We start from the raw sequence: 26,239 nt of genomic DNA, 5'->3' as shown, positions 1-26,239 counted from the left end.
CGCGTCTATTCGGAGGAACGGCTTTGTCGCAGCGGAAAACGCCCGATCGGGTGTTCGAAGGAAAAGCGGACGCATTGGCGCGGGCATCCGGCGCGGTGGCGGGCAGAACGGTGCGCGAGGTCGTCTACGCCGGCGGGCTGGAGATCTGGGCGACCGGACCGGAACTGGTCGAGTGCGCCGACGATCCGGCGCGCGCACCCGCGCACCTGCTCGACGAGGAGACCGCCCCTCGCCCGTGAACCTCCCGGCCGGTGCGCCCCACGCCCTCCCCCGCGCACCGGTCCGGGACGCCTCCCGCCGCCGCGATCCCGCGCGCGGGAGGCGGGCAGGGCGCGCCGCGGCCCCCGAACAGCCGGCGCGCCCTGCCGCGGGGGAGGCGGGAACACGACTCGGCGCGACCACTCCGGTGGTCGCGCCGAGTCGAAACCGCGGGTCAGTGGCCGGCGCGCACCGCATCCGCGTCGGTCCGCGCCGAACCGGAGTCGTCGCCGGACCGCCCGCTCGACCGCACGAACAGCGAGGTGCCGAAGGCGAGCACGCCGATCACCCCGGCCACCACGAACGCCGTCCGCAACCCGGAGGCGTCCGGCGGACCGGAGGGCACCGCGCTGCCCACGGACGCGACGGTCACGAACACCGCGGTGCCGAACGCGCCCGCCACCTGCTGCAACGTCGCGAGGATCGCGCTGCCGTGCGAGTGCAGGTGGTCCGGCAGCGCGCTCAGCGACTCGGTCATCAGCGGCGTCATCATCAGGCCCAGACCGGCCATCATCAGCACGTGGATCGCGATCACCGACACCATCGAGGACTGCGCGTCCAGCGAGGCGAACAGCCACAGCGCCACCGCCATCGCGCCCGCACCCGGGATCACCAGCCGCCGCGCGCCGAACCGGTCGAACAACCGGCCCACCGGGCGCCCGAGCAGCCCGAGCACGAGCCCGCCGGGCAGCACCGCCAGTCCGCTGGTGAAGGTGCTCGCCCCCAGCACGGTCTGCAGGTACAGCGGCAGCATGATCGCGCCCGCACCCAGCAGGCACATGAACAGCAGCGCCGTCAGCACCAGCGCCACCACGAAGGAGCGCAGGCCGAACGGGCGCAGGTCCAGCAGCGCCCGGTCCTCGCGCTGCAACCGCAGCTGTCGCAGCACGAACGCGGTCAGCGCCAGCACGCCCACGAGCAGCGGCAGCCACAGCGACACCGAGCCGCCCCCGCCGCCGGACTCGCCGATGGAGGACAACCCGTAGAGCAGGCCGCCGAAACCGGCCGCCGACAGCACCACCGAGAGCACGTCCAGCGGCACCCGCCGCGTCTCGTCGTCCAACCGCATCCAGACCGCGCCGATCACCAGGGCGATCAGCGACAGCGGGAGCACCAGCAGGAACATCCAGCGCCAGCTCAGCGAAGCCAGCACCGCACCACCGATCGTCGGCCCCACCGCCGGGGCCACCGCGATCACGATGGTGATCGTGCCCATCGTGGCGCCGCGCTTGGCGACGGGCACCAGCCGCATCACCGAGGTCATCAGCAGCGGCATCATCACCGCGGTACCGCAGGCCTGCACCACGCGGCCCACCAGCAGCACCGCGAAACCGGGCGCCACCGCGCTGAGCAGGGTGCCGATGCTGAACATCGTCAGCGAGGCCAGGAAGATCTGCCGTGGCGTGAACCGCTCCAGCAGGAAGCCGGTGATCGGGATGACCACCGCCATCGTCAGCAGGAACCCGCTGGTCAGCCACTGCACCGTCGTGGTGGAGACGTCGAGGTCGACGGTGAGGTCGCGCAGCGCGACGCTCAGGATCGTCTCGTTGAGGATCATCACGAACGCGGAGACGACGAGCACGCTCAACAGCACGTTCGCCCGCGGCGGTGCCGCTTCGCGCTCGGTCCCCGCGTCCACGGTCCCCGTGGAGTCGGTCATGGTTCCAATACCTCTCGCAGAACTCGGTCGGTCCACCGGCGCGGCGGAACCGGCTGCCGCCCCCGCAGCGGTTCGCCCGCGGGGCGGAGTCGAAGGTGTCGCGATGCCGCCGAGCCGCCCCCGCGAACCGGTGGCCTCGGCACTTCCCCAGTCGTGCGGTTCCCCGCACGGCATGCGCGCCGCGGATCCACCGCCCGCGCCCAGCCACGCCAGTCTAGAGGCCCCGTTCGGGTGATGCCGGTGAATTCTGCGGTGACCTCCGCTGCACCGGCGCGCGCACGCTCCGTCCACTTCGGTCGTACCGGACCCACCCCACGGGGCGGCTCACCGCACCCGACGCGTCCTCCACGGAGTGAACGGACCGTTCGTCCGATCCATTCCGCCGATCGCTCAGCCCGCCGCGAACACGGCCGCTCGGCGCCACCGAGGACGCCTGGGACCCGGCGGTGACCACGACGACCGCTTCGACCACGTGGTGGGTGATCGTCGCGGCGACCAGCCGCCGGATCCGCCGCTGGAGCAGGGACCGCCGCTCCGCGCCTTCCCGCCCGGGCGAGCGCCGCTTCCCTCGCCGCACTCGTCAACATGCGCTGAACAGCACAGCGGAGGCTGACGCATCGGAAGGCGCGCCCCCCCGAGCGAACGGTCCGCCGCCGGGCCGGAAAGCGACTCCCGGCGGAATCAGCGACACCTCCGATGACGCGCAAAATCTTCCTTGAGCGGGAAAGGAGATCACATCCGATGAATTTTCGGAGGCCGCCGGAAAACCGCTCCACCAAGAGGCTCAAGCGACTACGCTGAAAGCGCAGCAACACCTTCCGGACCACCATTGCGACACTCGGCGGAACACGGGGGCAAATGCGCCATTTCGACTATCGTGAATCACGACGAATAGCATCAGCACTGGTCACCGCCATGATCAAGGCCGGTGAAATCCCAAAGTTGATCATGCTAGAGTCCCGGACGATCACATTCACTCCTCTGGAACAGGAACGGAAGCGGGCCACCCGAGACCCGATTCCGCATCCGCGCGGCATCGCATCCAGGGACGATCCCCTCAAGGCACCATGACATTTCTCGACAACGGGCCGCTCGTCCTGCACGAGAACCCCTTCGCCCTCACCCGAACCGCGGCGAATCCAACTGACGCCGCGCTGTTCGCGTCCCCGATCACGCGGATGCTGCTCAGCAGCGACGGCCTCACCACCACGCTGCTGGAATCGGCCACCGGACTGCGCACCCACGTCCGCGACGCCCGGCACGACCGGGTCCCCGCCGACGCGGCCCCGACCGGCGCCGCCGAGCTGCTGCAGGTCACCGCGCAGGACGAACTCATCGTCCGGCGCTCCACGACGGCCGCCGTCGACGGCCGGGTGCTCGCCAGCAACCAGGTCGTGGCGCGCACCGACGTCCCCGGCGCCGAACGGTGCCTCACCGACGGCACCGCCCCGCTCGGCCTCGCACTGCACGCCGCGGGAACCGGGTTCCGGCGCACCGTGCTGCACGTCGGCCGCCGCGCTTGGCACCCCGATCCGGGACGACCGCCCGCGGCCTTCAAGACCTACCTGATCTGGCACCACGACATCCCGGCCGTGGCCATCAGCGAACTGTTCAACCCCGAATTCGTCCCCGCCGACCGCACGCCCCCGGGAGCGGCGCGATGACCGACGTGCAGCACACCCAGGTCGCGATCGTCGGAGCCGGGCCCGCGGGCCTGGTGCTCGCGAACGTCCTGCAGCGGTCCGGGATCGACGCGCAGGTGTTCGAGCAGCACTCCCGGGAGCACGTCGAGAACTCGCCGCGCGCCGGGCTCGTCGAACACCGCGTCGTCGACCACCTGCGCCGCTGGGGCCTCGCCGACGGGCTGCTCGCCCGCGCCACCCGGCACGGCTGGTGCGACGTCGTCGTCCACGGCGAACCGTTCCGGCTGGACTACGCGGCGCTCTCCGGCGGCGACCGGCACTGGATCTACCCGCAGCAGCTGCTGGTCCAGGACCTGCTCGCCGCGCTCGACCGCACCCCGCGCTTCCAGCGGCCGGTGCTGGAGGTGGACCTCACCGGACGCCGACCGCGGCTGCGCGGCGCCGGATTCGAGGTCGAGAGCGACTACGTGGTCGGCTGCGACGGCGCGCGCAGCGTCGTCGCCCGCTCCTTCCCCGACGGCACCGGCGGCAACGTGCAGCGGCGGTACCCCTACGACTGGCTGACGATGCTCGCCCACCTCACCGCGCCCGTCGAAGGCATCCGGTACGCGATCCACCCGGACGGCTTCGCGGGCATGATGCCGCGCGCGGGCGCGCTCGGGCGGCTGTACCTGCAGGTCCCCGCGGACGAGGACATCGCCCGCTGGAGCACCGCGCGGATGCGCGACGAGCTGGACCGGCGGCTGGGCACCGACTCCGGCCGCCCGGGCATCGTCCGCATCCGGGAGGCCGACGTCCTGCGGATGCGCAGCGGCATCGCGGGTGTGCTGCAGCGGGGGCGGGCGTTCCTGGCCGGGGACGCCGCGCACGTGCTGACCCCCTCCGGCGCCAAGGGCATGAACCTCGCCATCGCCGACGCCGCCGACCTCGCAGGCTCCCTCGTGCGGCGCTACCGCGACGACGATCCGGCCGCGCTGGACGGGTACGGCGAGCGGCGGCGGGTGCAGGCCGAGCACACGCTCGCGTTCTCCGAGGAACTGCTGCAGCTGCTGCACCTGCCCCCGGACGCCGCCGACACCGCGGCCGAGCTGGACTCCCGCCGCAACCGGGTCCGGTGGCTCGCCGGGAACAACCCCGAGGCGGAGCGGTTCGCCCGCGAGTACGTCGGCTCCGGTGAGCTCGTCCCCGCGCCGCACCCCCCGGCCTGAATCCGCCGCGGGTGAACGGACCGTTCGTCCAGTCCCGTTGGACGAACGGGCCGTTCACCCGGCGCCCTGGTCGGGAGTGAACGGACCGTTCGTCCAGCTCCATTGGACGAACGGGCCGTTCACTCCGCCTCCGCGGCGGGCGTGCGGATGGCGGCCGGGTCGGTGAGCAGGTGGTGCAGCGCGAGCTGGCCCGCGCCGATCATCAGCAGGTCGGCGCCCAGCGCGGCGGGCACGATCCGCACCTCCTCGAACGCGGGCGCGGAGCACTGCTCGGCCACCAGGTCGGCGAACCGCGCCGGGTCGGCACCGAGCACGTCGGCGAGGAACCCGCCGAGCACCACCAGCCGCGGGTTGAGCACGTTGACCGCGGCACCGACCGCCCCGCCGAGCACCCGCGCCTGCCGCGCCAGTTCGGCGCGCACCCGCGGATCGGCCGAGTCGGCCAGCGCCCCGGACAGCGCGAGCTGGTCGGCGGAGCCGAGCCCGAGCAGCTCCAGCAGCCGCGCCCGGTTCACCTCGTCCTCCAGCGTCCCGTCCGGCACCGCGCGGTCGGCCGGGTCGCGGATCGCGGGCCGGTTGCGCCCGAATTCGCCCGCGTAGCCGCCGGTCCCGCCGAGCGGGCTCCCCCCGGCGATGATGCCGCCGCCGATACCGCTGGCCCCGCCGTTGAGGTAGACGAGGTCGGGGACGCCGACTCCGGCGCCGAACAGGTGCTCGGCGAGCGCGCCGAGGGTCGCGTCGTTCCCGGCGAACGCGGGGTGCCCGGTGGCGCGGGTGAGCTCGGCGGCGATCGGTTCTTCGCGCCAGCCCAGGTGCGGCGCCCACCGCACCACGCCGTCGCCGTCGCGGACGAGGCCGGGCACGGCGACGCCGATGCCGGCGATGCGCTTCCCGTCCAGTTCGGCGGAGCCGAGTTCGGCGGCCACGACCTCGACGGTCCGCGCCGTGCCGGGCCGCGCGATCTCGATCCGGCGGCGGGAGCGGACCTCCCCGCCGAGGCCGACGACGCCGAGGGTGATCGCGTCCAGTTCCGGGTTGACCGCGATCGCCACGCAGTCCGGGTCGGGGTGCACCACCGGGGAGGGCCTGCCGACGCGGGCGGTGCCCTGCGGACCGGATTCGGCGACCAGGCCCATGCCGGTGAGCTCGGCGATCAGTGCGGCGACCGTGGAACGGCTCAACCCGGTGGCCCGGGTGATGCCGGCCCGGGACAGCGGCCCGGTGCGGTGCACCAGGTCGAGCACGGCGGCGAGGTTGTCGCGCCGCACGCGGTCCGAGTTGCTGCCGCGCATCCGCTCCCCGTCCGCCGGATCTTGCCCGCTGATCACTCGGAAGCCTAGTATGTTCTGCACAAGAACAAATTCGTGGGAGGGACTTCCGATGAGCCGCACCCCCACCCCCGCCGACCGGTTCTCCTTCGGGCTGTGGACCATCGGCTACCGGGGCATCGACCCGTTCGGCGGCCCGACCAGGTCCGCGATGGACACCCGGTACGCGGTGGAGAAGCTCGCCGAGCTCGGCGCCGCCGGCCTCACCTTCCACGACGACGACCTGTTCCCGTTCGACGCCACCGACGCGGCCCGGCGCACCGAGATCGACCGGCTGAAGCAGGCCCTCGCCGACACCGGGATCACCGTCCCGATGGTCACCACCAACCTGTTCTCGCACCCCGTGTTCAAGGACGGCGGGTTCACCTCCAACGACCGCGCGGTGCGCCGCTTCGCGCTGCGCAAGGTGCTGCGCAACCTCGACCTGGCGGCCGAGCTCGGTGCCCGCACCTTCGTGATGTGGGGCGGCCGGGAGGGCGCCGAGCACGACGCCGCCAAGGACGTGCAGCAGGCGCTCGCCCGCTACCGGGAAGCCGCCGACCTGCTCGCCGACTACGTCACCGAACGCGGCTACGACCTGCGCTTCGCCCTCGAACCGAAGCCGAACGAGCCGCGCGGCGACATCCTGCTGCCCACCCTCGGGCACGCCCTCGCGTTCATCGACTCGCTGGAGCGCCCCGAGCTGTTCGGCGTCAACCCGGAGGTCGGCCACGAGCAGATGGCCGGGCTCAACTACGCCGCCGGGGTCGCGCAGGCGCTCTACCACGGCAAGCTGTTCCACCTCGACCTCAACGGGCAGCGCGGCATCAAGTACGACCAGGACCTCGTGTTCGGGCACGGCGACCTGCACAACGCGTTCGCGCTGGTGGACCTGCTGGAGCACGGCGGTCCCGGCGGGACACCCGCCTACGACGGGCCGCGGCACTTCGACTTCAAACCCGCCCGCACCGAGGACGACGCGGGCGTGTGGGACTCGGTGCGCGCCAACATGGCCAACTACCTGCTGCTCGCGGAGCGCGCGGCGGCGTTCCGCGCCGACCCCGAGGTGCAGGAGGCGCTGGCCGCCTCGAAGGTGCCTGAGCTGGCCGTGCCGACGCTCGCCGACGGCGAAGGAGCCGCCGCACTGCTGGCCGACCGCACCGCGTTCGAGGACTTCGACGGCGCCGCCCACTACGACGGCCGCGGCTACGGCTTCGTGCGGCTGCAGCAGCTGGCCACCGAACACCTGATGGGCGCGCGGGGATGAGTACGCCCCGCACCAACTGGTCCGGCAACGTCACCTACCGGGCGCCCCGCTTCGCCCGGCCGCGGAGCCTCGACGAGCTCGCCGAGGTCGTCACCGGCGCCGACCGCGTCCGGGTGCTCGGCACCGGGCACACCTTCACCGGCATCGCCGACAGCGCCGACGTGCAGGTGTCGCTGGCGGCGCTGCCCGCCGAGATCGAGGTGGACCCCGCCGGGAGCGTCGCGATCTCCGGCCCGGTGCACTACGCGGAGCTCACCCGGGTGCTGCACGAGCACGGGCTCGCCCTGGCGAACCTGGCGTCGCTGCTGGACCTGTCGGTGGCGGGCGCGATCTCCACCGGCACGCACGGCTCCGGCAGCCGCACCCGCGGGCTCGGTTCCGCGGTGCGGGCGCTGGAGTTCCTCACCGCCGACGGCGAGGTCCGGGTGCTGCGCGAGGGCGACGCCGACTTCGCCGGGGCCGTCGTGGGGCTCGGCGCGCTCGGCGTGATCACCCGGATCGAGCTGGCGGTGGAGCCGGCGTTCGAGGTCACCCAGCACGTCTACGCGGGTCTGCGGTGGCCGGTGGCCGCTGCCGAACTGGCCGCGCTGCTCGGCTCCGGCTACAGCGTCAGCCTGTTCACCGACTTCGACGGCTCCGGCGTCCGGCAGGTGGTGGTGAAGGACCGCGGCGGGCACGACACCGAGCTGTTCGCCCGTCTCGGCTCGCGGCGCGTGGACGGGCCGCGGCACCCGATGGCGGGCGGGCCGACCGAGAACGTCACCGTCCAGGCCGCACCCGGCCCGTCGCACGAACGGCTCCCGCACTTCCAGGCGGGACGGACCCCCAGCAGCGGCGCGGAGATCCAGAGCGAGTACCTGGTGGACGCGCGGCACGCGGCCGCCGCCGTCGAGGCGCTGCAGCGGGCCGCGCCCGCGTTCGCACCGGTGCTGCTGGTCGCCGAGCTGCGCTCGGTCGCCGCCGACGAGCTGTGGCTCAGCCCGGCGTGGCGGCGGGATTCGCTGGCGATCCACTTCACCTGGCGCCGCGACCAGGCCGGGGTGGCGGCCGCACTGCCCGCTCTCGAAGCCGCGCTCGTCCCGTTCGGCGCCCGGCCGCACTGGGGCAAGGTGTGGGCGATGGGCGCCGACGTGCTCGCCGAGCGCTACCCGCGGCTCGCCGACTTCCGCGCGCTGGCCGAGCGCTGGGACCCGCAGCACCGCTTCCGCAACGAGTTCCTCGACGAACGCGTCTTCTGACGCCGGTGGCTCCCCGCCCGTCGGACGGGGAGCCACCGCCCCCGCTAACCGCGGGTGAGGCGCAGGACGGTGCCCTCGCCTCCGGCCGAGAGCAGCAGCGCGCCGTCCGGGGTGGCGGCGATCCCGGCGAACGCGCGCGGCTGGCCGGGGATCCCCGGCGTCACCACGGGTTCCGGGTCCCGGAACCCGTCGACCGGCAGCTCCGCGACCTCGACGCGCCGGGCGCCGCTGTCCGGGTCCAGCGAGAGCAGCCTGCGGGCACCGGCCTCGACGACGAACAGCTCGTCGCCCAGCCGCGCGAGGCCCTGCGGTTCGGCCAGCCCGTCGGCCAGGGCGTCCACCGCGCCGTCGCCGATCCGCAGCACCCGCCCACCGCGCTGCTCGGTGGCGAAGCAGCGCCCGTCCTCGTCGAGCGCCACGTCCACCGGCCCGTCCAGTCCGTCGGCCAGCACGGTCACCTCGTCCGCCGCGTCGATGCGCAGCACCCGGCCCGCACCGGTCTCGGCGACCACCAGCGCGCCGTCCGCCGCGACCGCGATCCCGCCGGGCCCGTCCAACCCGGACGCGCGCACCCGCACCCGGCCGCCGTCCACGGTGCGGACGTCGCCGAACTGCGAGGTCACGTGCAGCACCCCGGAGTCGGCGGCGATGCCGTGCACGAAGCCGCCCAGCTCGGACAGCAGCGGCCCGCCCGCCTCTGCCCCGAGCTCGTCCGCGGCGGTGCCGAGCCGGAAGTGGTCGGCGGCGTACCAGCGCCCGTCGGAGTCGGCGGCCACGCCGAACGGGCCGTTGAACCCGCGGGCCACCACCGGGCGCACCGGCCCGTCCGCCTCGATCCTGGTCACCCCGCCGCTGGCGAAGCTGGAGACCAGCATCCGGTTCTCCGCGTCGAACGCGGCGTTGTCCATCCCGGCGATGCCGGTGCGGGTGATCGTGCGGGAGCCCTCCGCGTCGAAGCGGGTGACGATCCCCGCCACCCCGCGGGAGAGCACCACCAGCTCGCCTGCGCGGTCGAAGCGCACCGCGACCGGTTCGTGCACCTGCTCGGCGACCAGCTCCGCCGCGCCGCCCTCCGGGGAGATCCGCCACACCTCGCCGGTCATCATGTGCGGGTAGTACAGCGACCCGTCCGGCCCGAGCTGCATCGCGTTGCCCATCGCGAGCCCGCCGGTGAGCACCACCGGTTCGCGCCCGTCCGGGAACAGCTCCAGCACCCGCCCGTCCCGGTGCATCTCGTTGACGAACACCCGGTTCCCGACGCAGGTGATCCCGTTCGGGCAGCGCAGTCCGCGCGCCACCACGGCGAGCTCGCCGTCCGGCGCGCACCGCCACACCAGCCCCGGGTTCAGGTCGGTGATGTACATCGAACCGTCCGCGGCGAAGGCCAGGTCGTCCGGCGAGCGCACCGGCCCGCCGACCGGCAGCACCGCCTCCACCTCGCCGGAGTCGACGTCGACCGCGCTGATCTGCCCCGCCAGGTACTGGGCGACGTGCAGCCGCCCGTCCGGGCCGAAGGCGACCCCGTTGGACCCCCACAGCGGGTTCGGCTCGTTCTCGCGGCGCGCGGTCCAGCGCCCGGCGTCGAACACCGCCACCGCCGCACCGGACCTGCTGCGCGTCACGCGCGTTCCCCTTCCACCAGCACCTCGTCCACGCCATCGGCGGCTCGCCAGTCGCGCAGCAACCGGTAGAACTCGATGGCGCCGCCACCGTAGCTCTCGCTGCGTGCCCGGGGATCGCCCTCGTTGTTGTAGTAGCTCGGGGTGCACTCGGCGAGGAATTCCCGGTCGTAGCGCTCCTTCTGCCGGATCGTGGCGACCCACGCGGCCTCGGCCTCGGCGGTCGGTTCGACGCGGCGGGCTCCGCGGTCGCGGGCGGCGGCGATCAACTCGGCGACGTGCTCGGCCTGCTCGTCGAGGACGTGGGCGAAGTTCACCGAGCTCGCGTTCTGCGAGGCGCCGAGCCGGAAGTGGTTCGGGAAGCCGTGGCTGGTGAACCCGTGCAGCGTACGCAGTCCGCCGCTCCAGTGCTCGGCGAGGGTGCGCCCGCCGCGCCCGCGCACCGTCCGCGCCGTCGTCATCGCGCCCGCGCCGAGGTCGAAACCGGTGGCGAACACGATGCAGTCCACTTCGTACTCGACGCCGGCCACGACCACTCCGCGTTCGGTGAGCCGTTCCACGCCCGCTCCCCCGGTGTCGACCAGGGTCACGTTGGGGCGGTTGAACGTCGGCAGGTAGGTGTCGCTGAACGTGGGCCGCTTGCACAGCCGGTGGTACCAGGGTTTCAGCGCCTCCGCGGTGGCCGGGTCCTCGACGATCTCGTCCACCCTGGCGCGCACCGAGTTCATCTTGGCGAAGTCGGCGAGTTCGGCGCGCAGCGCGTCGTCGGCGTCGAGGATCTCGTTGTGCGCGCTGGGCATGATGGAGCGGAAGGTCTCGGCGCTGTCGGTCCAGCGGTCGCCGACGAGGTCCTGCTCGGCGTGCCCGCCGGAGACGAGGGTCAGGAAGTTCTCCCGCCGCTCGCGCTGCCAGCCGGGGCGCAGCGTCTCCGCCCATCCCGGGTCGGTGGGCCGGTTCCCGCGTTCGTCCACTGAGGACGGAGTGCGTTGGAACACGTACAGGTGCGCCGAGTCCTGCCCGAGGTGCGGAACGCACTGGATGGCGGTGGCGCCGGTGCCGATGACCGCGACCCGCTTGTCGGCGAGCCGGTGCAGCCCGCCGCTCGCGTCCCCGCCGGTGTAGTCGTAGTCCCAGCGGCTGGTGTGGAAGGTGTGCCCGCGGAAGTCCTCGATCCCCGGCAGGCCGGGCAGCTTCGGCCTGCTGAACGGGCCGCTGGAGACGATCACGTAGCGGGCGGTGAGCACGTCCCCGCGGTCGGTGCGCACCGTCCAGCGCTCGGCCTCCTCGTCCCACTCGCTGTCGACGACCTCGGTCTGGAAGCAGGCGCGGTCGTAGAGCCCGAAGTGGCGGCCGATGGCGCGGGCGTGCTCGCGGATCTCCTCGCCCGGCGAGTACTTCCACCGCGGCAGCGAACCGAGTTCTTCCAGCAGCGGCAGGTAGATGTAGGACTCGATGTCGCAGTGCACGCCGGGGTACCGGTTCCAGTACCAGGTGCCGCCGAAGTCGCCGCCCTTCTCCACGACGCGGATGTCGGTGAACCCGCGTTCCACGAGCCGGGCCGCCGCGGTGAGCCCGCCGAACCCGCCGCCGATCACGAGGACCTCGGAGTGCTCGTGCAGTGCTTCCCGGGTGAATCCCGGTTCGACGTACGGGTCGTCGGCGTAGTAGCCGAACTCGCCGGTCGTGGCCCGGTACTGCGCGGACCCGTCGGGGCGCAGCCGCCGGTCCCGCTCGGCCCGGTAGCGCGCCCGCAGCTGCTCGGGGTCGAAGCCGAGCACGGCGGGGTCCAGCACGGCGCGCCGGGACTCCTCGGTGGTGGACATTCCGCTTCCTCCAGGTGGGTTTCGGGACGTTCGGGGTTTCCGGCGGGACTACTCGGCGGCGCGCCCGGGCAGGAACGCGGCGATCGCGAACGCGCCCAGCGAGGCGGCGGCGCCGATGCCCAGCACCACCTGGAACCCGGCCAGGGCGGGCAGCGCGGCGCCGCCGACCTGGATGGTCATGTTCGCCAGGATCACCCCGGCCGCGGCGCTGGACACGGAGGTGCCGATGGAGCGCATCAGCGTGTTGAGGCTGTTGGCCGCGGCGGTCTCCGACACCGGGACCGCGCCCATGACCAGCGCGGGCATCGCGCCGTAGGCGAGCCCGATGCCGGCGGCGATCACGCAGGAGACGACCATCAGGTGCCAGATCTCGGACATCATGACGAGCCCGAGGCCGTAGCCGGCGGCCACGACGAGCGCCCCCGCCATCAGCGTCACCTTCGGCCCGCGTTCCCGGGAGATCCGCGCCGACACCGGCGACATCGCCATCATCACCAGCCCGTTCGGGGCCATCACCAGCCCGGCGGCGAGGATGGACTGCCCGAGGCCGTACCCGGTGGCGGCGGGCAGCCGCAGCAGCTGCGGGATCACCAGCGAGGTCGCGAACATCGCGAACCCGAACACCACCGAGGCGAGGTTGGTCAGCAGCACCTGGCGGCGCGCGGTGGTGCGCAGGTCCACCAGCGGGTGCCCGGTGCGCAGTTCCCACCAGCCCCAGACCAGCAGCACGAGCAGCCCGCCCGCGACGAGCCCGAGCGTCGTCCCGCTGCCCCAGCCCCAGTCGGCGCCCTTCGACAGCGCCAGCAGCAGGCACAGCAGCGCGATGGACAGCCCGATCGCGCCCGGCAGGTCGAAGCGGCCGCCGCCGCGGACCCGGGATTCCGGCACGAGGGTCGCGACGAGCACGGCGGCGAGCAGGCCGAGGGCACCGGCGGCCCAGAACAGCGCGTGCCAGTCGGCCTCCTCCGCGACGAACGCGGCGGCGGGCAGCCCCAGCGCACCGCCGACGCCGAGCGAGGCGCTCATCAGCGCGGTCGCCCCGCCGAGCCGTTCCGCGGGCAGTTCATCGCGCATGATGCTGATCCCGAGCGGGATGACCCCGGCGGCGAGGCCCTGCAGCAAGCGGCCAGCGACCATCAGCGCCAGCCCGTTCGCCAGCGCGCACAGCACCGAGCCGCACACCATGATCCCGAGGCTGATCAGCAGCATCCGCCGCTTGCCGAACATGTCCCCGAGCCGCCCGACGGTGGGCGTGGCGACGGCGGCGGCCAGCAGGGTCGCGGTGATCGCCCACGCGGTGTCGGCGGCCGACGCCCCCAGCAGCCTGGGCAGGCTCGGCACCAGCGGCACGACCAGGGTCTGCATCAGCGACACCGAGATGCCGCCGAAGGCCAGCACCGGGACGACCACGTTCGTCCGCGCGGGCGGCGCGTCGTCCGGGCGCCGCGGCGCGCTGAGGGCGTGGGTCATGGTGCTCCGTTCTCGTTCGATCCCCACCTTTAAGGCAGGCGATTGACTGACGTTAGCAGTTGCGGTTCACTACCTCCAAGTTCGTTTCCCGAACACGAGGAGAAACCGCGGTGACCACACCTGACGAGCGGGTGCTCGACTACCCGATCCCCGCACCGGGACCGCTGGAACCACCCGCCGAATGGGCCCGGCTGCGCGCCGGCTGCCCCGTCTCCCGCGCGAAGCTGCCCAGCGGGGACGAAGTCGCGCTGCTGACCCGCTACGCCGACGTCAAGGGCGTGCTCGCCGACCCGCGGTTCGGCCGCAGCCTCGACGATCCCGACGCGGCCCGGATCTCCGACACCGAATCGGGCGGGCTGTTCAACAGCGAGATGTCCACCGCGCTCCCGCAGAGCGGCGAGGGCCACCAGCGGTGGCGGCGCCTGGTCAACCGCTGGTTCACCGCCAAGCGGATGCTGGCGCTGCGCCCCGAGATCGAGCGGATGGCCGAGAGCCTCGTCGACGACATGATCGCCGGTGGCGGACCCGCCGACCTCAAGGCCGCGCTCGGCTTCCCGCTGCCGGTGTGGGTCATCTGCGACATGCTCGGCGTGCCCACCGCGGACCGGGACCGGTTCTCCCGCTGGTCGGACACGTTCCTGAACCTCACCCGGTACTCCGAGCAGGAGTTCAAGACCGCCGAGGCCGACTTCTTCGGCTACATGGCCGGGCACATCGCCGCGAAGCAGCGGCAGCCCGGGGACGACCTGCTCAGCGAGCTCATCGCCGCCACCGACTCCGAAGGCGAGCGGATGCCGGACCGCATGCTCGCCGCCACCGGGCTCGGGCTGCTCATCGCCGGGCACGAGACGACCGCGAACATGATCGGCAAGATGGTCGCGATGCTGCTGTCGGACCGGCGGCGCTGGGAACGGCTGCTGGCCGACCCGTCGCTGGTGCGCTCCGCGGTCGAAGAGGTGCTGCGCTTCGACGCCAACTCCGGGCTCGGCATGGTCCGCTTCCTGCACGAGGACGTCGAGATCGCGGGCACCGAACTGCCGCGCGGCACCACCGTCATGTGCAACATGGCCGCCGCGAACCGCGACGAAACCGCCTTCGACGGCGCCGACGACATGGACCTCGCCCGCACCCCCAACCCGCACCTGGCGTTCGGCACCGGCGCGCACTCCTGCCTCGGGCAGGCGCTGGCCCGCAACGAGCTGCAGGTGACGCTCGAAGTGCTGCTGCGCAAGCTGCCGTCGCTGGAACTCGCGGTGCCCGCCGAGCGGCTGCGCCCGCTGGAAGGGCTCGTCGTCGGCGGGCTGAGCGAAGTCCCGGTGCGGTGGTGACCGTGGGCGCGGCGCGGTCCCGGCAGGTGCGGGCGACGCGGGAGCTGATCCTGTCGGCGGCCGAGCGCCTGTTCGCCGAGCACGGGATCGCCGCCGTGTCCAACCGCCAGGTCAGCGAAGCCGCCGGGCAGGGCAACAACACCGCCGTCGGCTACCACTTCGGCACCAAGGCCGAACTGGTCGCCGCGATCCTGCGCAAGCACCACGAGCAGGTCGAGCGGTGGCGCGCCCGGATGGTCGCCGTAGCCGATGGATCCGTGCGCGGCTGGGTGTCCTGCATGGTGCTGCCGACCGCGCTGCACCTGGCCGAGCTGGGTCCGCCGACCTGGTTCGGCAGGTTCGGCGCGCAGGTCATGACCGACCCCGCCTACCGCGAGATCGCCGAGCGCGCATCGCGGAGCTCCCCGGCGCTGCTGCGGGCGGGCGGGGAACTGCACCGGCTCCTGCCGGAACTGCCGGAGCCCGTGCGGGAGGAACGCCGCGACATGGCCCGGCAACTGGTGGTGCACGGGGTCGCCGAGCGCGAACGCGCGCTCGCCGACGGCACCACCACCCCGCGCGAGACGTGGGAACAGGCCGGAACCGGCCTGGTGGACGCGATCACCGGTCTCTGGCTCGCGCCCACCACTTCCGAGATCACTCCGAGGGAACGGGGAAGCACATCGTGAAGGTGACGATCGACGAGGAGAAGTGCTGCGGCGCGGGCACGTGCGTGATGGTGGCGCCCGAGGTCTTCGACCAGCGCGACGAGGACGGCGTGGTGGTCCTGCTGGACGCCGCTCCCCCGGCGGGGCTGCACGACGGCGTGCGGGAAGCGGCGAACATGTGCCCCGCGGCCGCGATCGCGCTCAGCGAGGAATCGTGAGCGTGCTGGTGGTCGGCGCCTCCGCCGCCGGCCTGTCCACGGTGGAGGCCCTGCGGCGGGCCGGGCACGACGGGCCGGTGACGGTGCTCGGCGACGAGCCGCACCCGCCCTACGACCGGCCGCCGCTGTCGAAGAAGGTGCTCGCCGGGGAGTGGGAGCCCGACCGCGTCCGGCTGCGCACCGACGAGGTGCTCGCCGGGCTGGACGCCGAGTTCGTCCTCGGCGACGCGGCGGTGTCCCTGGACGCGGCGAACCGCACCGCGCGCACCGCGTCGGGACGAGAGCTCGGCGCCGAGAGGATCGTGCTGGCCACCGGGGTGCGGCCGCGCACCCTGCCCGGGCACGAGGAGCTGGCCGGCGTGCACGTGCTGCGCACCGTCGAGGACTCGCTGGCGCTGCGGGCGGAACTGCGCCCCGGCGCCCGGCTGGTGGTGGTCGGCGAGGGCGTGCTCGGCTCGGAGATCGCCGCCACCGCGCGGGCGGCGGGCCTGCACGTCACCCTCACCGGGCCGCTGCCGACCCCGATGGCCGGGCAGCTCGGGCCGCTGGTCGGCGGCAGGCTCGCCGCGCTGCACGCGGAGCGCGGCGTCGAGCTCCGCCTCGGCCACGGCGTCACCGGGTTCACCGGGCAGGACCGGGTGACCGGGGTGCGGCTGGACTCGGGCGACGAGCTGCCCGCCGACGTGGTGGTCGTCGCCGTCGGCGCGGTGCCGAACACCGGGTGGCTCGCGGGCAGCGGGCTGCGGCTCGACGACGGGGTGGTGTGCGATTCGCGGTGCCGCGCCGCACCCGGGATCTACGCGGTCGGGGACGTGTGCCGGTGGTTCGACGAGCGGACGAACTCGTTGCTGCGCTTGGAGAACCGCACGCACGCGACCGAGCAGGCGGGGGTGGTGGCCGCGAACGTCCTCGGCGCCGACCGCGCGTACTCGCCGATCCCGTTCTTCTGGACCGACCAGTACGACGTGAAGATCCAGGTGCACGGAACGGTGCGGCCCGCCGCGGACGCCGAGGTGGTCGACGGCGACCTCGCCGACGGGCGGTTCGTGGTGCGCTACCGCGAGGACGGCCGCACGACCGGGGTGCTCGGCTGGAACATGCCCAAGCAGACCCGCCTGCGCCGCCAGGAGATCGTCGAGGCCGCCGCGGCCGCTCCCGCCCGCTGAAGTCCACTTCGGACGTTCCCGTGAACCGCTCCCACCGGAAGGCCACCATGCCCGAACATCCCGCCGCCGCGGGGGAGTTCCCGTCCGCGCGCTCCCGCTCCTGCCCGTTCGCTCCCCCGCCCGCGCTGCGCGAGGCCGCCGCGCACCGGCCGCTGACGCGGATGCGGCTGTGGAACGGCAGCACCCCGTGGGTGATCACCGGGCACGCCGCGCAGCGCTCCCTGCTGTCCGACCCGCGGGTGAGCACCGACGAGAAGCGACCGGACTTCCCGCACATCAGCGCCGCCTCGCAGGCGCACGCCGCCGACCGCGCGCCGAGCATCTTCAACACCGATGCCGCCGAGCACAGCCGGTTCCGGCGGATGATGACGTTCCCGTTCACCGCCAAGCGGGTCTCCGCGCTGCGGCCGTTCATCCAGCGCACCACCGACGAGCTGATCGACGCGATGCTCGCCGGGCCGAAGCCCGCCGACCTGGTCTCCGCGCTGGCGCTGCCGCTGCCGTCGCTGATGATCAGCGAACTGCTCGGCGTGCCCTACGCCGACCACGAGTTCTTCCAGCGGCACAGCGTGCTCGCCATCGACCGGGACGCCACCCCGGAGCAGAGCGCGGCCGCCAGTGGCGCGCTGCAGGACTACCTGGCCGACCTGATCACCGCCCGCGTCGAGGAACCGGGCACGGGCTGGGTGTCCGACCTCGCGCAGCGCGTCACCGCCGGGGACGTCACGGTCGCCGAGGCCGCGCAGCTGGGCATGGTGCTGCTCATCGCCGGGCACGAGACCAGCGCGAACATGATCGGTATCGGCACCGCGAAGCTGCTCCAGGACCCGGCGCAGCTGGCCGTGCTCCGCGACGCCGAGGACCCGAAGGTCGTGGCGGGCGCGGTCGAGGAGCTGCTGCGCTACCTGTCGGTGGCCCACCACGGGCTGCGCCGCGTCGCGCTGGAGGACATCGAGGTCGAGGGCGAGACGATCCGCGCGGGCGAGGGCATCGTGCTGGCGCTGCCGCTGGGCAACTGGGACTCCGCGGCGTTCGCGGAACCGGAACGGCTGGACCTGCACCGCGACGCGCGGCAGCACAACGCGTTCGGGTTCGGCGTGCACCAGTGCGTCGGCCAGCAGCTGGCGCGGGTGGAGCTGCAGGTCGTGTTCGGCACGCTGTACCGGCGGGTGCCGACGCTGGCGCTCGCCGTGGACCCGGCGGAGATCGCGTTCAAGTTCGACAAGCTCGTCCACGGCGTGGAGTCGCTGCCGGTCACCTGGTGAGGCCGGAGCGGGACCGCGCCCGCCCCGGCGGCGCCCGCGCCGGTGGGTGCCGCCGGGAACGGCGCCCTCGCGGGTGGACCAGGTCCGGATCGACGTCGTGGCCGAGCACGGGCGCATCGTGGTCCCGCTGGAGGCGCGGCCGGACTTCGCCGACCCGCTCGGCACCGCGCACGGCGGGATCGCGGCGACCCTGCTCGCCTCGGCGACGGGCTGCGCCGGGCACACCACGCCGCCCACGGGCGTCGGCTGCACCACCTTTCCGTTGAAGGTGAACCACCTCCGCGCCGCACCGACGGCCAGGTGCTCACCACCGAAGGCACCGTCGTGCACGCCGGGCGCCGCACCGCCACCGCCGAGGGCGAGGTCCACGACGACGCGGGCGAGCTCATCGCCCACGCCACCCCCTGCCTCCTCCCCACCCCGTGATCGCGCACGCGTCGATCACCCGTCGGCGTGCCGGTGATCGGGTTCGGGGTGGTGGGATCTACCATTCGGCGGATGACCGGCTACGACGATCTTGACCCGTTCGAGCACCTGGACGCCTCGTCGCTGCCGCTGCGCCAGCAGCGGATCCTCGCGACGATCCGCGACTGGGTGGTGCGGCACGGGTACTCGCCGAGCACCCGGCAGATCGGCGAGGCCGTCGGCCTGCGCTCCACCTCCTCGGTGTCCAAGCACCTGGCGAGCCTGGAGGACAAGGGCTTCCTGCGGCGCAGCGACACCGTGTCCCGGCCCATCGACGTGCGCGCGTTCCTGCGCGAGACCTCCGCGTCGCGGAACGATGCGGACTCGGTGACGGTGCCCGTGGTCGGCGACATCGCCGCCGGGACGCCGATCGCCGCCGACGAGCACCTCGACGACACCCTCGTGCTGCCCCGCGAGTTCGCCGGGCGCGGCACCGTGTTCGCGCTGCGGGTGCGCGGTGATTCGATGATCGACGCCGCGATCTGCGACGGGGACACCGTGATCGTCAAGCAGCAGCCCGAAGCGCACTCGGGGCAGATCGTCGCCGCACTGCTCGACGACGAGGCGACGGTGAAGGTGTACCGGAAGCGCAACGGGCACGTGCTGCTGGAGCCGCGGAACCCGGCCTACGAGGTCATCGACGGCGACCACGCCACCGTCCTCGGCGTCGTCGTCTCCGTGCTGCGCAGCGTCTGACCCGCCGCCCCGAACGGCCCGACGGGCTCGGCGGGGCGGGCCTGCCACCCCGGCGTCCCCGCTACCCCGGCGTCCCCGCCAGCCCGGTGTCAGAGCGCCAGGCCGCCGTCGGCGTAGTAGCCCTTGATGTGCGCGGTGACCCGTCGGCCCGCCAGCGCGCCGTCGCCGTCCCGGATCGCGGCCAGCACCTCGCGGTGCTCCGCGCGCAACCGGGTCGAGGTGGCCGCCCACGAATCCAGCAGCGGGACCGTCTCGCGGGTGTAGTGCTCGATCGAGTCGCGCAGCCCGGACATCATCACCGCGACCACCTCGTTGCCCGCGGCCTGCGCCAGGGTCAGGTGGAACTGGGCGTCGAGCGCCAGGAACTCGGCCGGGGCGAGGTCCGGCTCGTCCATCGCGTCGAGCAGTTCCTCCGCCGCGGCGAGGTCCGCGGCCGCACCGGCCAGCTCGGTGACCGACGCCGTCTCCAGCACGAGCCTGGTGCGCACCACGTCGCGCACCTGGAAGCCCTGTCCCGCCACCTGCAACCGCAGCAGTGCGCTCATGCCGCCGGTGGGGCGGGCCAGGATCACCGCGCCCGCCTCCGGCCCGGAACCGGTCTGGGCGCGCAGCAGGCCCAGCGCCTCCAGCACCCGCATCGCCTCGCGCACCGAGGAGCGCCCGACCCCCAGCTCCTCGGCCAGCGCCCGTTCCCCCGGCAGGCGCTGCCCGGGCGCGATCCGGCCCTGCAGCAGGTCGTCCTCGATCTGCGCGAGCACCCGTTCCCACGCCCGCGGCCCAGCGTTCACCACCCTCGGAGCCTATCGAGGTCGTGGCGCCGCGCGTTGCGGGCGCCGCCCACTGCCGCAACGCTGACCGGAGGCGGTCGGACACCGCCCGTTCCCGAACTCGCCCACCCCGGCTACGGTGTGGTCAGACCACACACGAAGGGAGTCCGACGCATGCGGGTAGCCCTGTTCGCCACCTGCCTCGGCGACACGCTGTTCCCGGACGCGATCCAGGCCACCGCCCTGCTGCTGAGCAGGCTCGGCCAGGACGTGGTGTTCCCGGAGGCGCAGACCTGCTGCGGGCAGATGCACGTCAACACCGGGTACCAGCGCGAGGCGCTGCCGCTGGTCGAGAACCACGCGGCCTGCTTCGCCGACGAGTCCATCGACGCCGTGGTGGTGCCCTCCGGCTCCTGCGCCGGCTCCATCCGCCACCAGCACGAGATCGTCGCCGAGCGCTTCGGCCGTCCCGGGCTCCGCGACCAGGTCGTGCGCTCCCGGGCGAAGACCTACGAGCTCGCCGAGTTCCTCGTCGACGTCCTCGGCGTGGTCGACGTCGGCGCGACCTTCCCGCACCGGGTGACCTACCACCCCACCTGCCACTCGCTGCGGATGCTGCGGGTCGGGGACAAGCCGCTGCGGCTGCTGCGCGCCGTGCGCGAGATCGACCTGGTGGAACTGCCCGAAGCCGACCAGTGCTGCGGGTTCGGCGGCACCTTCGCGCTGAAGAACGCCGACACCTCCACCGCGATGCTCTCGGACAAGCTGCGCAACGTCGGCGCCACCGACGCCGAGTACTGCACCGCCGGGGACTCGTCCTGCCTGATGCACATCGGCGGTGGCCTGTCCCGGTTGCAGACCGGAGTCGGCACCAAGCACCTCGCCGAGATCCTCGCCACCACCGAACGCACGATCGCGCCGAAGCAGGGAGCACTCGCATGAGCGGCACGTTCCTCGGCATGCCCACCGCTCCGCCGCGCGGAACCGGCAACATCCGCGGCAGCGAACCGTTCCCGGCGGCGGCCCGCACCGAGCTCGGCAACGCCCAGCTGCGCCGCAACGTCGGCAAGGCCACCCGCACCATCCGGGACAAGCGGATCGCCGTCACCGGCGAACTGCCCGACTGGGAGGAGTTGCGCTCCGCAGGCGCCGCGATCAAGCGCGACGTGCTGTCCCGGCTGCCGGACCTCCTGGAGCAGTTCGAACAGGCCGTGACCGCGCGCGGTGGGACCGTGCACTGGGCGCGCGACGCCGCCGAGGCCAACGCGATCGTCACCCGCCTCGTCCGCGGGACCGGCTCCGACGAAGTGCTCAAGGTCAAGTCGATGGCCACCCAGGAGATCGGCCTCAACGAGCACCTCGCCGACGAGGGCATCACCGCCATCGAGACCGACCTGGCCGAACTCATCGTGCAGCTCGGCGCGGACCGGCCCTCGCACATCCTCGTCCCGGCGATCCACCGCAACCGCGCGGAGATCCGGGAGATCTTCCTGCGCGCCATGCCCGGCGTCGACCCCGACCTCGACGACGACCCGGCGCACCTCGCCGACGCCTCCCGGCGGTTCCTGCGCGACCGGTTCATGCGCGCGCGGGTCGCGATCTCCGGGGCGAACTTCGGCGTCGCCGACACCGGAACGCTCTCGGTCGTGGAATCCGAGGGCAACGGGCGGATGTGCCTGACCATGCCGGAGACGCTGATCACCGTGATGGGGCTGGAGAAGCTGATCCCCAGCTACGCGGACCTCGAAGTCTTCCTGCAACTGCTGCCGCGCTCCTCCACCGGCGAGCGGATGAACCCGTACACCTCGATGTGGACCGGCGTCACCCCCGGCGACGGGCCGGGCGAGTTCCACCTGGTGCTGCTGGACAACGGGCGCACCGCCACCCTCGCCGACGAGGTCGGGCGCGAGGCGCTGCACTGCATCCGCTGCTCGGCCTGCCTGAACGTGTGCCCGGTGTACGAGCGGACCGGCGGGCACGCCTACGGCTCGACCTACCCGGGACCGATCGGGGCGGTGCTCACCCCGCAACTGGCCGGGATGGACACCGGTTCCGGCGACCCGAACGGCTCGCTGCCCTACGCCTCCAGCCTGTGCGGGGCCTGCTTCGACGCCTGCCCGGTGAAGATCGACATCCCGTCGCTGCTGGTGGAACTGCGCCACCAGCACGTGGAGCAGGCCGGGTTCGACGCCGAGCAGGCGCTGATGAAGGCCGCCTCCGCGGCGATGGCCTCGGCCGGGCGGTGGACGGCGGCGCAGCGCGCGGCGCAGCTCGGCAGGCTGCTCGGGCGCGGCGGGCGGATCCGGGCGCTGCCGCCGCCGGGCAGCGCGTGGACCTCGGCGCGCGACCTGCCGGTGCCGCCGAAGCGGACGTTCCGGCAGTGGTGGGACTCCGCCGAAGGCCGGGCCGCGATCGAACGGGCCCGGCGCGAAGGAGGTGCGCGGTGAACGCCCGGGAGACCGTGCTGGGCCGGGTGCGCGACGCGCTCGCCCTCGCCCCGCCCGACGCCGTGCAGGTGCCGCGCGACTACCGGCGACGCCGGTCGCTGCCCCCGGAACGGCGGCGGGAACTGCTCGTGGACCGCCTGGAGGACTACCGCGCCTCCGTGCACCAGTGCGACACCGCCGAGGCGCCGGGCGCGATCGCGACGGCGCTGCGCGGCGCCCGCCGGATCGGCATCCCCGCCGGGCTGGACCGCCGGTGGCTCGCCGAGTTCGACGGGGAGGTCACCGTCGACTCCGCGGAGGTGCCGTCCGCGCGGCTGGACGAGCTGGACGGGGTGGTGACCGGGTCGGCGGTGAGCTGCGCGGAGACCGGCACGATCTTCCTGGACTCGTCGGCCGACCAGGGCCGCCGGGCGCTGACGCTGGTGCCCGACCTGCACGTGTGCGTGGTGGCGCTGTCCTCGGTGGTCGCCGGGGTGCCGGAGGCGGTGGCGCGGCTCGACCCGGTGCGGCCGACGACGCTGATCAGCGGGCCGTCGGCGACCTCGGACATCGAGCTGGACCGGGTCGAGGGAGTCCACGGGCCGCGGACCCTGCACGTGGTCCTGCTGCTCGACGCCTGACCCCGCGCGCACCGGCCAGGTGAACGGCCCGCCCCGGCCGTTCACCTGGCGGGGCTCAGCGAGTGCGGTCGCGGTGCAGCAACCACACGAAGTACGGCGCGCCGACCAGCGCCGTCATCATCCCGGCGGGCAGCTGCGCCGGGGCGATCGCCGCGCGGCCCACCACGTCGGCCACGCACACCAGCACCCCGCCCAGCAGCGCCGCCACCGGCAACATCCGGGAGTGCCGCCTGCCCACGACCGCCCGCGCCGCGTGCGGCGCGATCAACCCGACGAACGCGATCACCCCGACCCCGGCCACCGCGGTACCGGTCAGCAGCACCGCGCAGCACAGCAGCAGCAACCGCGCCCCGGGCACGTGCACGCCCAGCACCCGCGGCGTCTCCTCGTCCACCGACAGCAGGTCCAGCTCGCCGCGGGCGCGGACCAGCACCGGCACCAGCACCAGCAGCGCCAGCACCATCGGCACCAGGTGCTCGTAGGAACGCCCGTAGGTGGAGCCGCCCAGCCAGGTCAGCGCCTTCGTCTCGTTCCACGGGTCGGACAGCGTGATCAGCAGCGTCACCAGCGCCTGCGCGGCCGCCTGGACGCCGAAGCCGATCAGCACCAGCCGTTCCCCGGCGAAACCGCCCTTCGCCGCCATCGCGAACACCACGAGCGTCGCCACGGCCGCGCCGAGCCCGGCACCGCCCGCCTGCACCCAGAACCCGGCACCGGACCACAGGGTGATCACCGTGATCGCGCCGAGCCCGGCACCGCCCGCGACGCCGATGATCCCCGGCTCGGCCAGCGGGTTCCGCGCCACCGCCTGGATCGCGGCTCCGGCCAGCGCCAGCGCCGCCCCCGCCAGCACCGCCGCCACGACCCGCGGCACCCGGTTCGACATCACGTTGCTGACGATCGGCCCGGCCTGCCCGCTCGCCCAGTTCGCCAGGTCGCCGAGCAGCAGCAGGACGTCGCCCAGCAGCACCGCCCCGATCGCCACCGCGACCAGCAGCAGCACCAGCGCTCCGACGACCAGCCGCACCCGCCGTGCCGACACGCCGCCGCGGATGCCCGCCGCCGGCGGCTCCGCGGCCGACGCGGTGACCCGGATGTTGCGGCACAGCACCACCAGGAAAACCGCGCCGACCAGCGTGGTCGCCACCCCGGTGGGGATCTCCAACGCGGTCTGCGCGCCGATCAGCGCCCGCAGCAGCACGTCCGCGCCCAGCAGCAGCACCACACCCATCGCGCCGGAGATCGGCAGCAGCGCCGCGTGCCGGTGCAGGCCCGGAACCCGGTTGGACAGCAGCCGCACCACCGCGGGCGCGGCGAGCCCGACGAACCCCACCGGGCCCGCCAAGGTCACCGACGCCGCCGCCAGCAGCACCGCCAGCGCGATCGAGGCGAACCGGATCCGTCCCACGTGGACACCGAGGGTCCGCGCGTGGTCGTCGCCGAGGTACACCAGGTCCAGCCGCCGGGACAGCAGCAGCAGGAGCACGAGCGCGACGCCCATCACCGGCGCCACCGCCCGGATCCCGCCCAGCCCCGTCTGCCCGAGCGAGCCGGAACCCCAGGCGAACAGCCCCTGCGTCTCCTGGTCGAACAGCAGCAGGAACATCCGCGTCAGCGAGTGCATCGCGAACGCGATCGCGGTCCCGGCGAGCACCAGCCGCACGATCCCGGTGCCGCCCATCCCGGACAGCGAGATCACCAGCAGGGCCGCGGCGAGCCCGCCGACGAACGCGATCGCCGTGGTGCCCAGCACCGGGAACGAGACGCCGAACGCGGCGACCGCGACGATCGCCAGGTGCGCGCCCGCGTCCACGGCGAGCGTGTCCGGGGAGGCCATCACGTTGCGCGCCACCGATTGCAGCACCGCCCCCGCGATGCCGAGGGCCGCGCCGACCAGCAGCGCGGTGAGCAGCCGCGGCAACCGCGACTCCACCACCACGGCCGCGGTGGTGTCGGTGCCGCCGCCGAGCACCAGGTGCAGCAGCGCGCCGAAGTCCACGCTGGACGTCCCCTGGGTGAGGTGCACCGCGGCGCCCAGCACGACCAGCGCGGCCAGCCCCACCACCAGCAGCACCAGCGGCCCGCCCCGCCGGATGACCGCGACCGGCGGGGCGGGCGGGCGGACGAGCGTCGTCACGGACTACGCCTTCAGCGCCGCGATCGCGGCGTCGACGTACTGCTCCATGGACTTCGGCCCGCCGAACATCCACAGCGAATCGGGCAGCCGCTGCACCTTGCCGCTGCGCACGAACGGCAGGTTCTTCCAGATCGCGTTGTCCCGCAGCTCCTCGCCGTAGGCGTCGGTCTCGGATCCGTTGGCCTCGTACCAGAACCGCACGTCGGGCAGCTGGGTGAGCCCTTCCACGTCGGCGGAGGCGAGCCCGTAGTCCGGGTCGCCCGCCATCGGCCACGGGTTGCGCAGGCCGATGCGGTCGAACACCTCGGAGACCAGCGAGCCCTTCGCGAACGGCCGGATGCTCACCTCACCGGAGGTCACGTAGGCGTCGGAGAACGCGACCGGGTCGTCCAGCGCACCGGCCTGCTCGACCGCGGCGCGGCCTTCGGCGATCTTCGCGTCGAACTCGGCGCGCAACCGGGCGGCGGCGTCCTCGGTGCCGGTCGCCTTCGCGATCAGGTCCAGGTTCTCGAACATGGTGCCGATCGGGTCCGGCGCACCACCGCCCTTGATCACGACCACCGGCGCGATCTGCTCGACCTGGGCCAGCGCCCCTTCGCTGAGGCTGTCGGTGACGACCACCAGGTCCAGGTCCAGTGCGCCGAGCGCGTCGAGGCTCGGCTCCCCGCGGGTGCCGAGGTCCTTCGCGGTGCCGTCCAGCGGCGCGGCGCCCACCCACTTGCCGTAACCATCCACATCGGACACTCCGACGGGCATGACGCCGAGGGACACCAGGCTCTCCGTGCCGTTCCACTCGGTGGCCGCGACCCGCTTCGCGGGCCCGTCGAGGGTGACCTCCTCGCCGCGCGAGTCGACGACCGTCACCGGTTCGCCACCGCCCGCCGAGTCGTCCCGGCCACCTGCCTGCTCGGTGGTGCCGCAACCCGCCGCGAAGAACGCGGCGGCCGCGCACAGCCCGATGATCGCTCTGGTCCTGCGCATGATTCTCCT

The 26,239-nt window shown here is 73.6% G+C and carries 23 protein-coding genes; 15 read left to right on the top strand and 8 right to left on the bottom strand.

Translation table 11 applies throughout. The annotated features are described in order from the left end of the window. Positions 1–74 precede the first annotated feature (74 nt). Positions 75–239: a hypothetical protein gene (locus tag H1226_RS11820; protein WP_258349042.1), complete on the top strand. Its 165-nt coding sequence runs from the start codon at positions 75–77 to the stop codon at positions 237–239. A gap of 194 nt (positions 240–433) precedes the next feature. On the opposite strand, the gene H1226_RS11815 is transcribed toward H1226_RS11820, so the two are convergent. Next, the gene (locus H1226_RS11815) at positions 434–1,918 is read right to left on the bottom strand and encodes an MDR family MFS transporter (RefSeq protein WP_258349041.1); all 1,485 of its coding nucleotides are present in this window, start codon (positions 1,916–1,918) and stop codon (positions 434–436) included. A gap of 1,067 nt (positions 1,919–2,985) precedes the next feature. Between H1226_RS11815 and H1226_RS11810 the strand changes: the two genes are divergently transcribed. Together H1226_RS11810 and H1226_RS11805 are read left to right on the top strand one after the other, a co-directional pair. After that, complete coding sequence (locus H1226_RS11810; RefSeq protein WP_258349040.1) at positions 2,986–3,582, top strand: hypothetical protein; 597 nt, start codon at positions 2,986–2,988, stop codon at positions 3,580–3,582. Beyond that, entirely contained in the window at positions 3,579–4,769 is a 1,191-nt protein-coding gene (locus tag H1226_RS11805) for an FAD-dependent monooxygenase (RefSeq protein ID WP_258349039.1), read from the top strand. The genes H1226_RS11810 and H1226_RS11805 overlap by 4 nt, the downstream gene beginning before the upstream one ends. A gap of 119 nt (positions 4,770–4,888) precedes the next feature. On the opposite strand, the gene H1226_RS11800 is transcribed toward H1226_RS11805, so the two are convergent. Beyond that, positions 4,889–6,097, bottom strand: coding sequence for an ROK family transcriptional regulator (locus tag H1226_RS11800; protein ID WP_258349038.1), 1,209 nt, complete (start codon positions 6,095–6,097; stop codon positions 4,889–4,891). A 52-nt stretch (positions 6,098–6,149) separates the two neighbouring features. Here H1226_RS11800 and xylA point away from each other — a divergent pair, with 52 nt between their 5' ends. Together xylA and H1226_RS11790 are read left to right on the top strand one after the other, a co-directional pair. Beyond that, positions 6,150–7,343: a xylose isomerase gene (gene xylA / locus H1226_RS11795; protein ID WP_258349037.1), complete on the top strand. Its 1,194-nt coding sequence runs from the start codon at positions 6,150–6,152 to the stop codon at positions 7,341–7,343. Further along, entirely contained in the window at positions 7,340–8,581 is a 1,242-nt protein-coding gene (locus H1226_RS11790) for an FAD-binding protein (RefSeq protein ID WP_258349036.1), read from the top strand. Before xylA ends, H1226_RS11790 begins: the two co-directional genes overlap by 4 nt. A gap of 44 nt (positions 8,582–8,625) precedes the next feature. Here H1226_RS11790 and H1226_RS11785 read toward each other — a convergent pair whose 3' ends face one another. Genes H1226_RS11785 through H1226_RS11775 form a run of 3 tightly spaced genes read right to left on the bottom strand, consistent with a single transcriptional unit; the run spans position 8,626 to position 13,493 of the window. After that, positions 8,626–10,203 (bottom strand): NHL repeat-containing protein, encoded by a 1,578-nt coding sequence (locus H1226_RS11785; protein WP_258349035.1) that lies wholly within the window; start codon positions 10,201–10,203, stop codon positions 8,626–8,628. Continuing rightward, positions 10,200–12,023 carry a flavin-containing monooxygenase gene (locus H1226_RS11780; RefSeq protein ID WP_258349034.1) on the bottom strand — a complete coding sequence of 608 codons (1,824 nt, stop codon included), beginning with the start codon at positions 12,021–12,023 and terminating at the stop codon, positions 10,200–10,202. The genes H1226_RS11785 and H1226_RS11780 overlap by 4 nt, the downstream gene beginning before the upstream one ends. A gap of 48 nt (positions 12,024–12,071) precedes the next feature. Then, complete coding sequence (locus tag H1226_RS11775; protein ID WP_258349033.1) at positions 12,072–13,493, bottom strand: MFS transporter; 1,422 nt, start codon at positions 13,491–13,493, stop codon at positions 12,072–12,074. A 110-nt stretch (positions 13,494–13,603) separates the two neighbouring features. Here H1226_RS11775 and H1226_RS11770 point away from each other — a divergent pair, with 110 nt between their 5' ends. The 7 genes from H1226_RS11770 (at position 13,604) to lexA (ending at position 19,278) form a co-directional block, all read left to right on the top strand. After that, complete coding sequence (locus H1226_RS11770; protein WP_224961217.1) at positions 13,604–14,821, top strand: cytochrome P450; 1,218 nt, start codon at positions 13,604–13,606, stop codon at positions 14,819–14,821. Further along, positions 14,818–15,489 (top strand): TetR/AcrR family transcriptional regulator, encoded by a 672-nt coding sequence (locus H1226_RS11765; RefSeq protein ID WP_373690044.1) that lies wholly within the window; start codon positions 14,818–14,820, stop codon positions 15,487–15,489. Before H1226_RS11770 ends, H1226_RS11765 begins: the two co-directional genes overlap by 4 nt. Beyond that, a complete protein-coding gene (locus H1226_RS11760; protein WP_224961215.1) occupies positions 15,486–15,686 on the top strand; it encodes a ferredoxin in 201 nt (66 codons plus the stop codon). The genes H1226_RS11765 and H1226_RS11760 overlap by 4 nt, the downstream gene beginning before the upstream one ends. Next, positions 15,683–16,852 (top strand): NAD(P)/FAD-dependent oxidoreductase, encoded by a 1,170-nt coding sequence (locus tag H1226_RS11755; protein ID WP_258349032.1) that lies wholly within the window; start codon positions 15,683–15,685, stop codon positions 16,850–16,852. Before H1226_RS11760 ends, H1226_RS11755 begins: the two co-directional genes overlap by 4 nt. A 47-nt stretch (positions 16,853–16,899) precedes the next feature. Then, a complete protein-coding gene (locus H1226_RS11750; protein ID WP_258349031.1) occupies positions 16,900–18,117 on the top strand; it encodes a cytochrome P450 in 1,218 nt (405 codons plus the stop codon). Between the two features lie 300 nt (positions 18,118–18,417). Further along, complete coding sequence (locus H1226_RS11745) at positions 18,418–18,543, top strand: PaaI family thioesterase (protein WP_258349030.1); 126 nt, start codon at positions 18,418–18,420, stop codon at positions 18,541–18,543. 72 nt (positions 18,544–18,615) lie between these two features. Then, positions 18,616–19,278, top strand: coding sequence for a transcriptional repressor LexA (lexA, locus tag H1226_RS11740; RefSeq protein WP_224959859.1), 663 nt, complete (start codon positions 18,616–18,618; stop codon positions 19,276–19,278). 89 nt (positions 19,279–19,367) lie between these two features. Here the strand turns inward: lexA and H1226_RS11735 are convergent, their stop codons facing one another. Beyond that, entirely contained in the window at positions 19,368–20,069 is a 702-nt protein-coding gene (locus H1226_RS11735) for a FadR/GntR family transcriptional regulator (protein ID WP_224967385.1), read from the bottom strand. A gap of 150 nt (positions 20,070–20,219) precedes the next feature. On the opposite strand from H1226_RS11735, the gene H1226_RS11730 reads away from it, so the two are divergent. From H1226_RS11730 to H1226_RS11720, 3 genes are read left to right on the top strand one after another with little or no spacing between them, the layout of a single operon-like run. After that, positions 20,220–20,987: a (Fe-S)-binding protein gene (locus H1226_RS11730; protein ID WP_258349029.1), complete on the top strand. Its 768-nt coding sequence runs from the start codon at positions 20,220–20,222 to the stop codon at positions 20,985–20,987. Then, on the top strand, positions 20,984–22,492 hold the full coding sequence (locus H1226_RS11725; RefSeq protein WP_373690043.1) for a lactate utilization protein B: 1,509 nt from the start codon (positions 20,984–20,986) through the stop codon (positions 22,490–22,492). The genes H1226_RS11730 and H1226_RS11725 overlap by 4 nt, the downstream gene beginning before the upstream one ends. Next, a complete protein-coding gene (locus H1226_RS11720) occupies positions 22,489–23,112 on the top strand; it encodes a LutC/YkgG family protein (protein WP_258349028.1) in 624 nt (207 codons plus the stop codon). Before H1226_RS11725 ends, H1226_RS11720 begins: the two co-directional genes overlap by 4 nt. A gap of 55 nt (positions 23,113–23,167) precedes the next feature. On the opposite strand, the gene H1226_RS11715 is transcribed toward H1226_RS11720, so the two are convergent. Next, entirely contained in the window at positions 23,168–25,249 is a 2,082-nt protein-coding gene (locus H1226_RS11715) for an iron ABC transporter permease (RefSeq protein ID WP_258349027.1), read from the bottom strand. Positions 25,250–25,252: 3 nt separating this feature from the next. Then, on the bottom strand, positions 25,253–26,230 hold the full coding sequence (locus H1226_RS11710) for an iron-siderophore ABC transporter substrate-binding protein (protein ID WP_258349026.1): 978 nt from the start codon (positions 26,228–26,230) through the stop codon (positions 25,253–25,255). Positions 26,231–26,239: the final 9 nt, after the last annotated feature.

The organism is Saccharopolyspora gregorii (assembly GCF_024734405.1).
Lineage (GTDB): Bacteria > Actinomycetota > Actinomycetes > Mycobacteriales > Pseudonocardiaceae > Saccharopolyspora_C > Saccharopolyspora_C gregorii.
Note: the sequence above shows the minus strand (reverse complement) of the source record. Positions and strands in the feature narration are given on the sequence as shown.

What these genes read in the sequence shown, in the direction of transcription:
- H1226_RS11815 (WP_258349041.1), bottom strand. Translation starts at nt 1,918, where the DNA reads ATGACCGACTCCACGGGGACCGTGGACGCGGGGACCGAGCGCGAAGCG.
- H1226_RS11810 (WP_258349040.1), top strand. Translation starts at nt 2,986, where the DNA reads ATGACATTTCTCGACAACGGGCCGCTCGTCCTGCACGAGAACCCCTTC.
- H1226_RS11805 (WP_258349039.1), top strand. Translation starts at nt 3,579, where the DNA reads ATGACCGACGTGCAGCACACCCAGGTCGCGATCGTCGGAGCCGGGCCC.
- xylA (WP_258349037.1), top strand. Translation starts at nt 6,150, where the DNA reads ATGAGCCGCACCCCCACCCCCGCCGACCGGTTCTCCTTCGGGCTGTGG.
- H1226_RS11790 (WP_258349036.1), top strand. Translation starts at nt 7,340, where the DNA reads ATGAGTACGCCCCGCACCAACTGGTCCGGCAACGTCACCTACCGGGCG.
- H1226_RS11780 (WP_258349034.1), bottom strand. Translation starts at nt 12,023, where the DNA reads ATGTCCACCACCGAGGAGTCCCGGCGCGCCGTGCTGGACCCCGCCGTG.
- H1226_RS11775 (WP_258349033.1), bottom strand. Translation starts at nt 13,493, where the DNA reads ATGACCCACGCCCTCAGCGCGCCGCGGCGCCCGGACGACGCGCCGCCC.
- H1226_RS11750 (WP_258349031.1), top strand. Translation starts at nt 16,900, where the DNA reads ATGCCCGAACATCCCGCCGCCGCGGGGGAGTTCCCGTCCGCGCGCTCC.
- lexA (WP_224959859.1), top strand. Translation starts at nt 18,616, where the DNA reads ATGACCGGCTACGACGATCTTGACCCGTTCGAGCACCTGGACGCCTCG.
- H1226_RS11730 (WP_258349029.1), top strand. Translation starts at nt 20,220, where the DNA reads ATGCGGGTAGCCCTGTTCGCCACCTGCCTCGGCGACACGCTGTTCCCG.
- H1226_RS11725 (WP_373690043.1), top strand. Translation starts at nt 20,984, where the DNA reads ATGAGCGGCACGTTCCTCGGCATGCCCACCGCTCCGCCGCGCGGAACC.
- H1226_RS11710 (WP_258349026.1), bottom strand. Translation starts at nt 26,230, where the DNA reads ATGCGCAGGACCAGAGCGATCATCGGGCTGTGCGCGGCCGCCGCGTTC.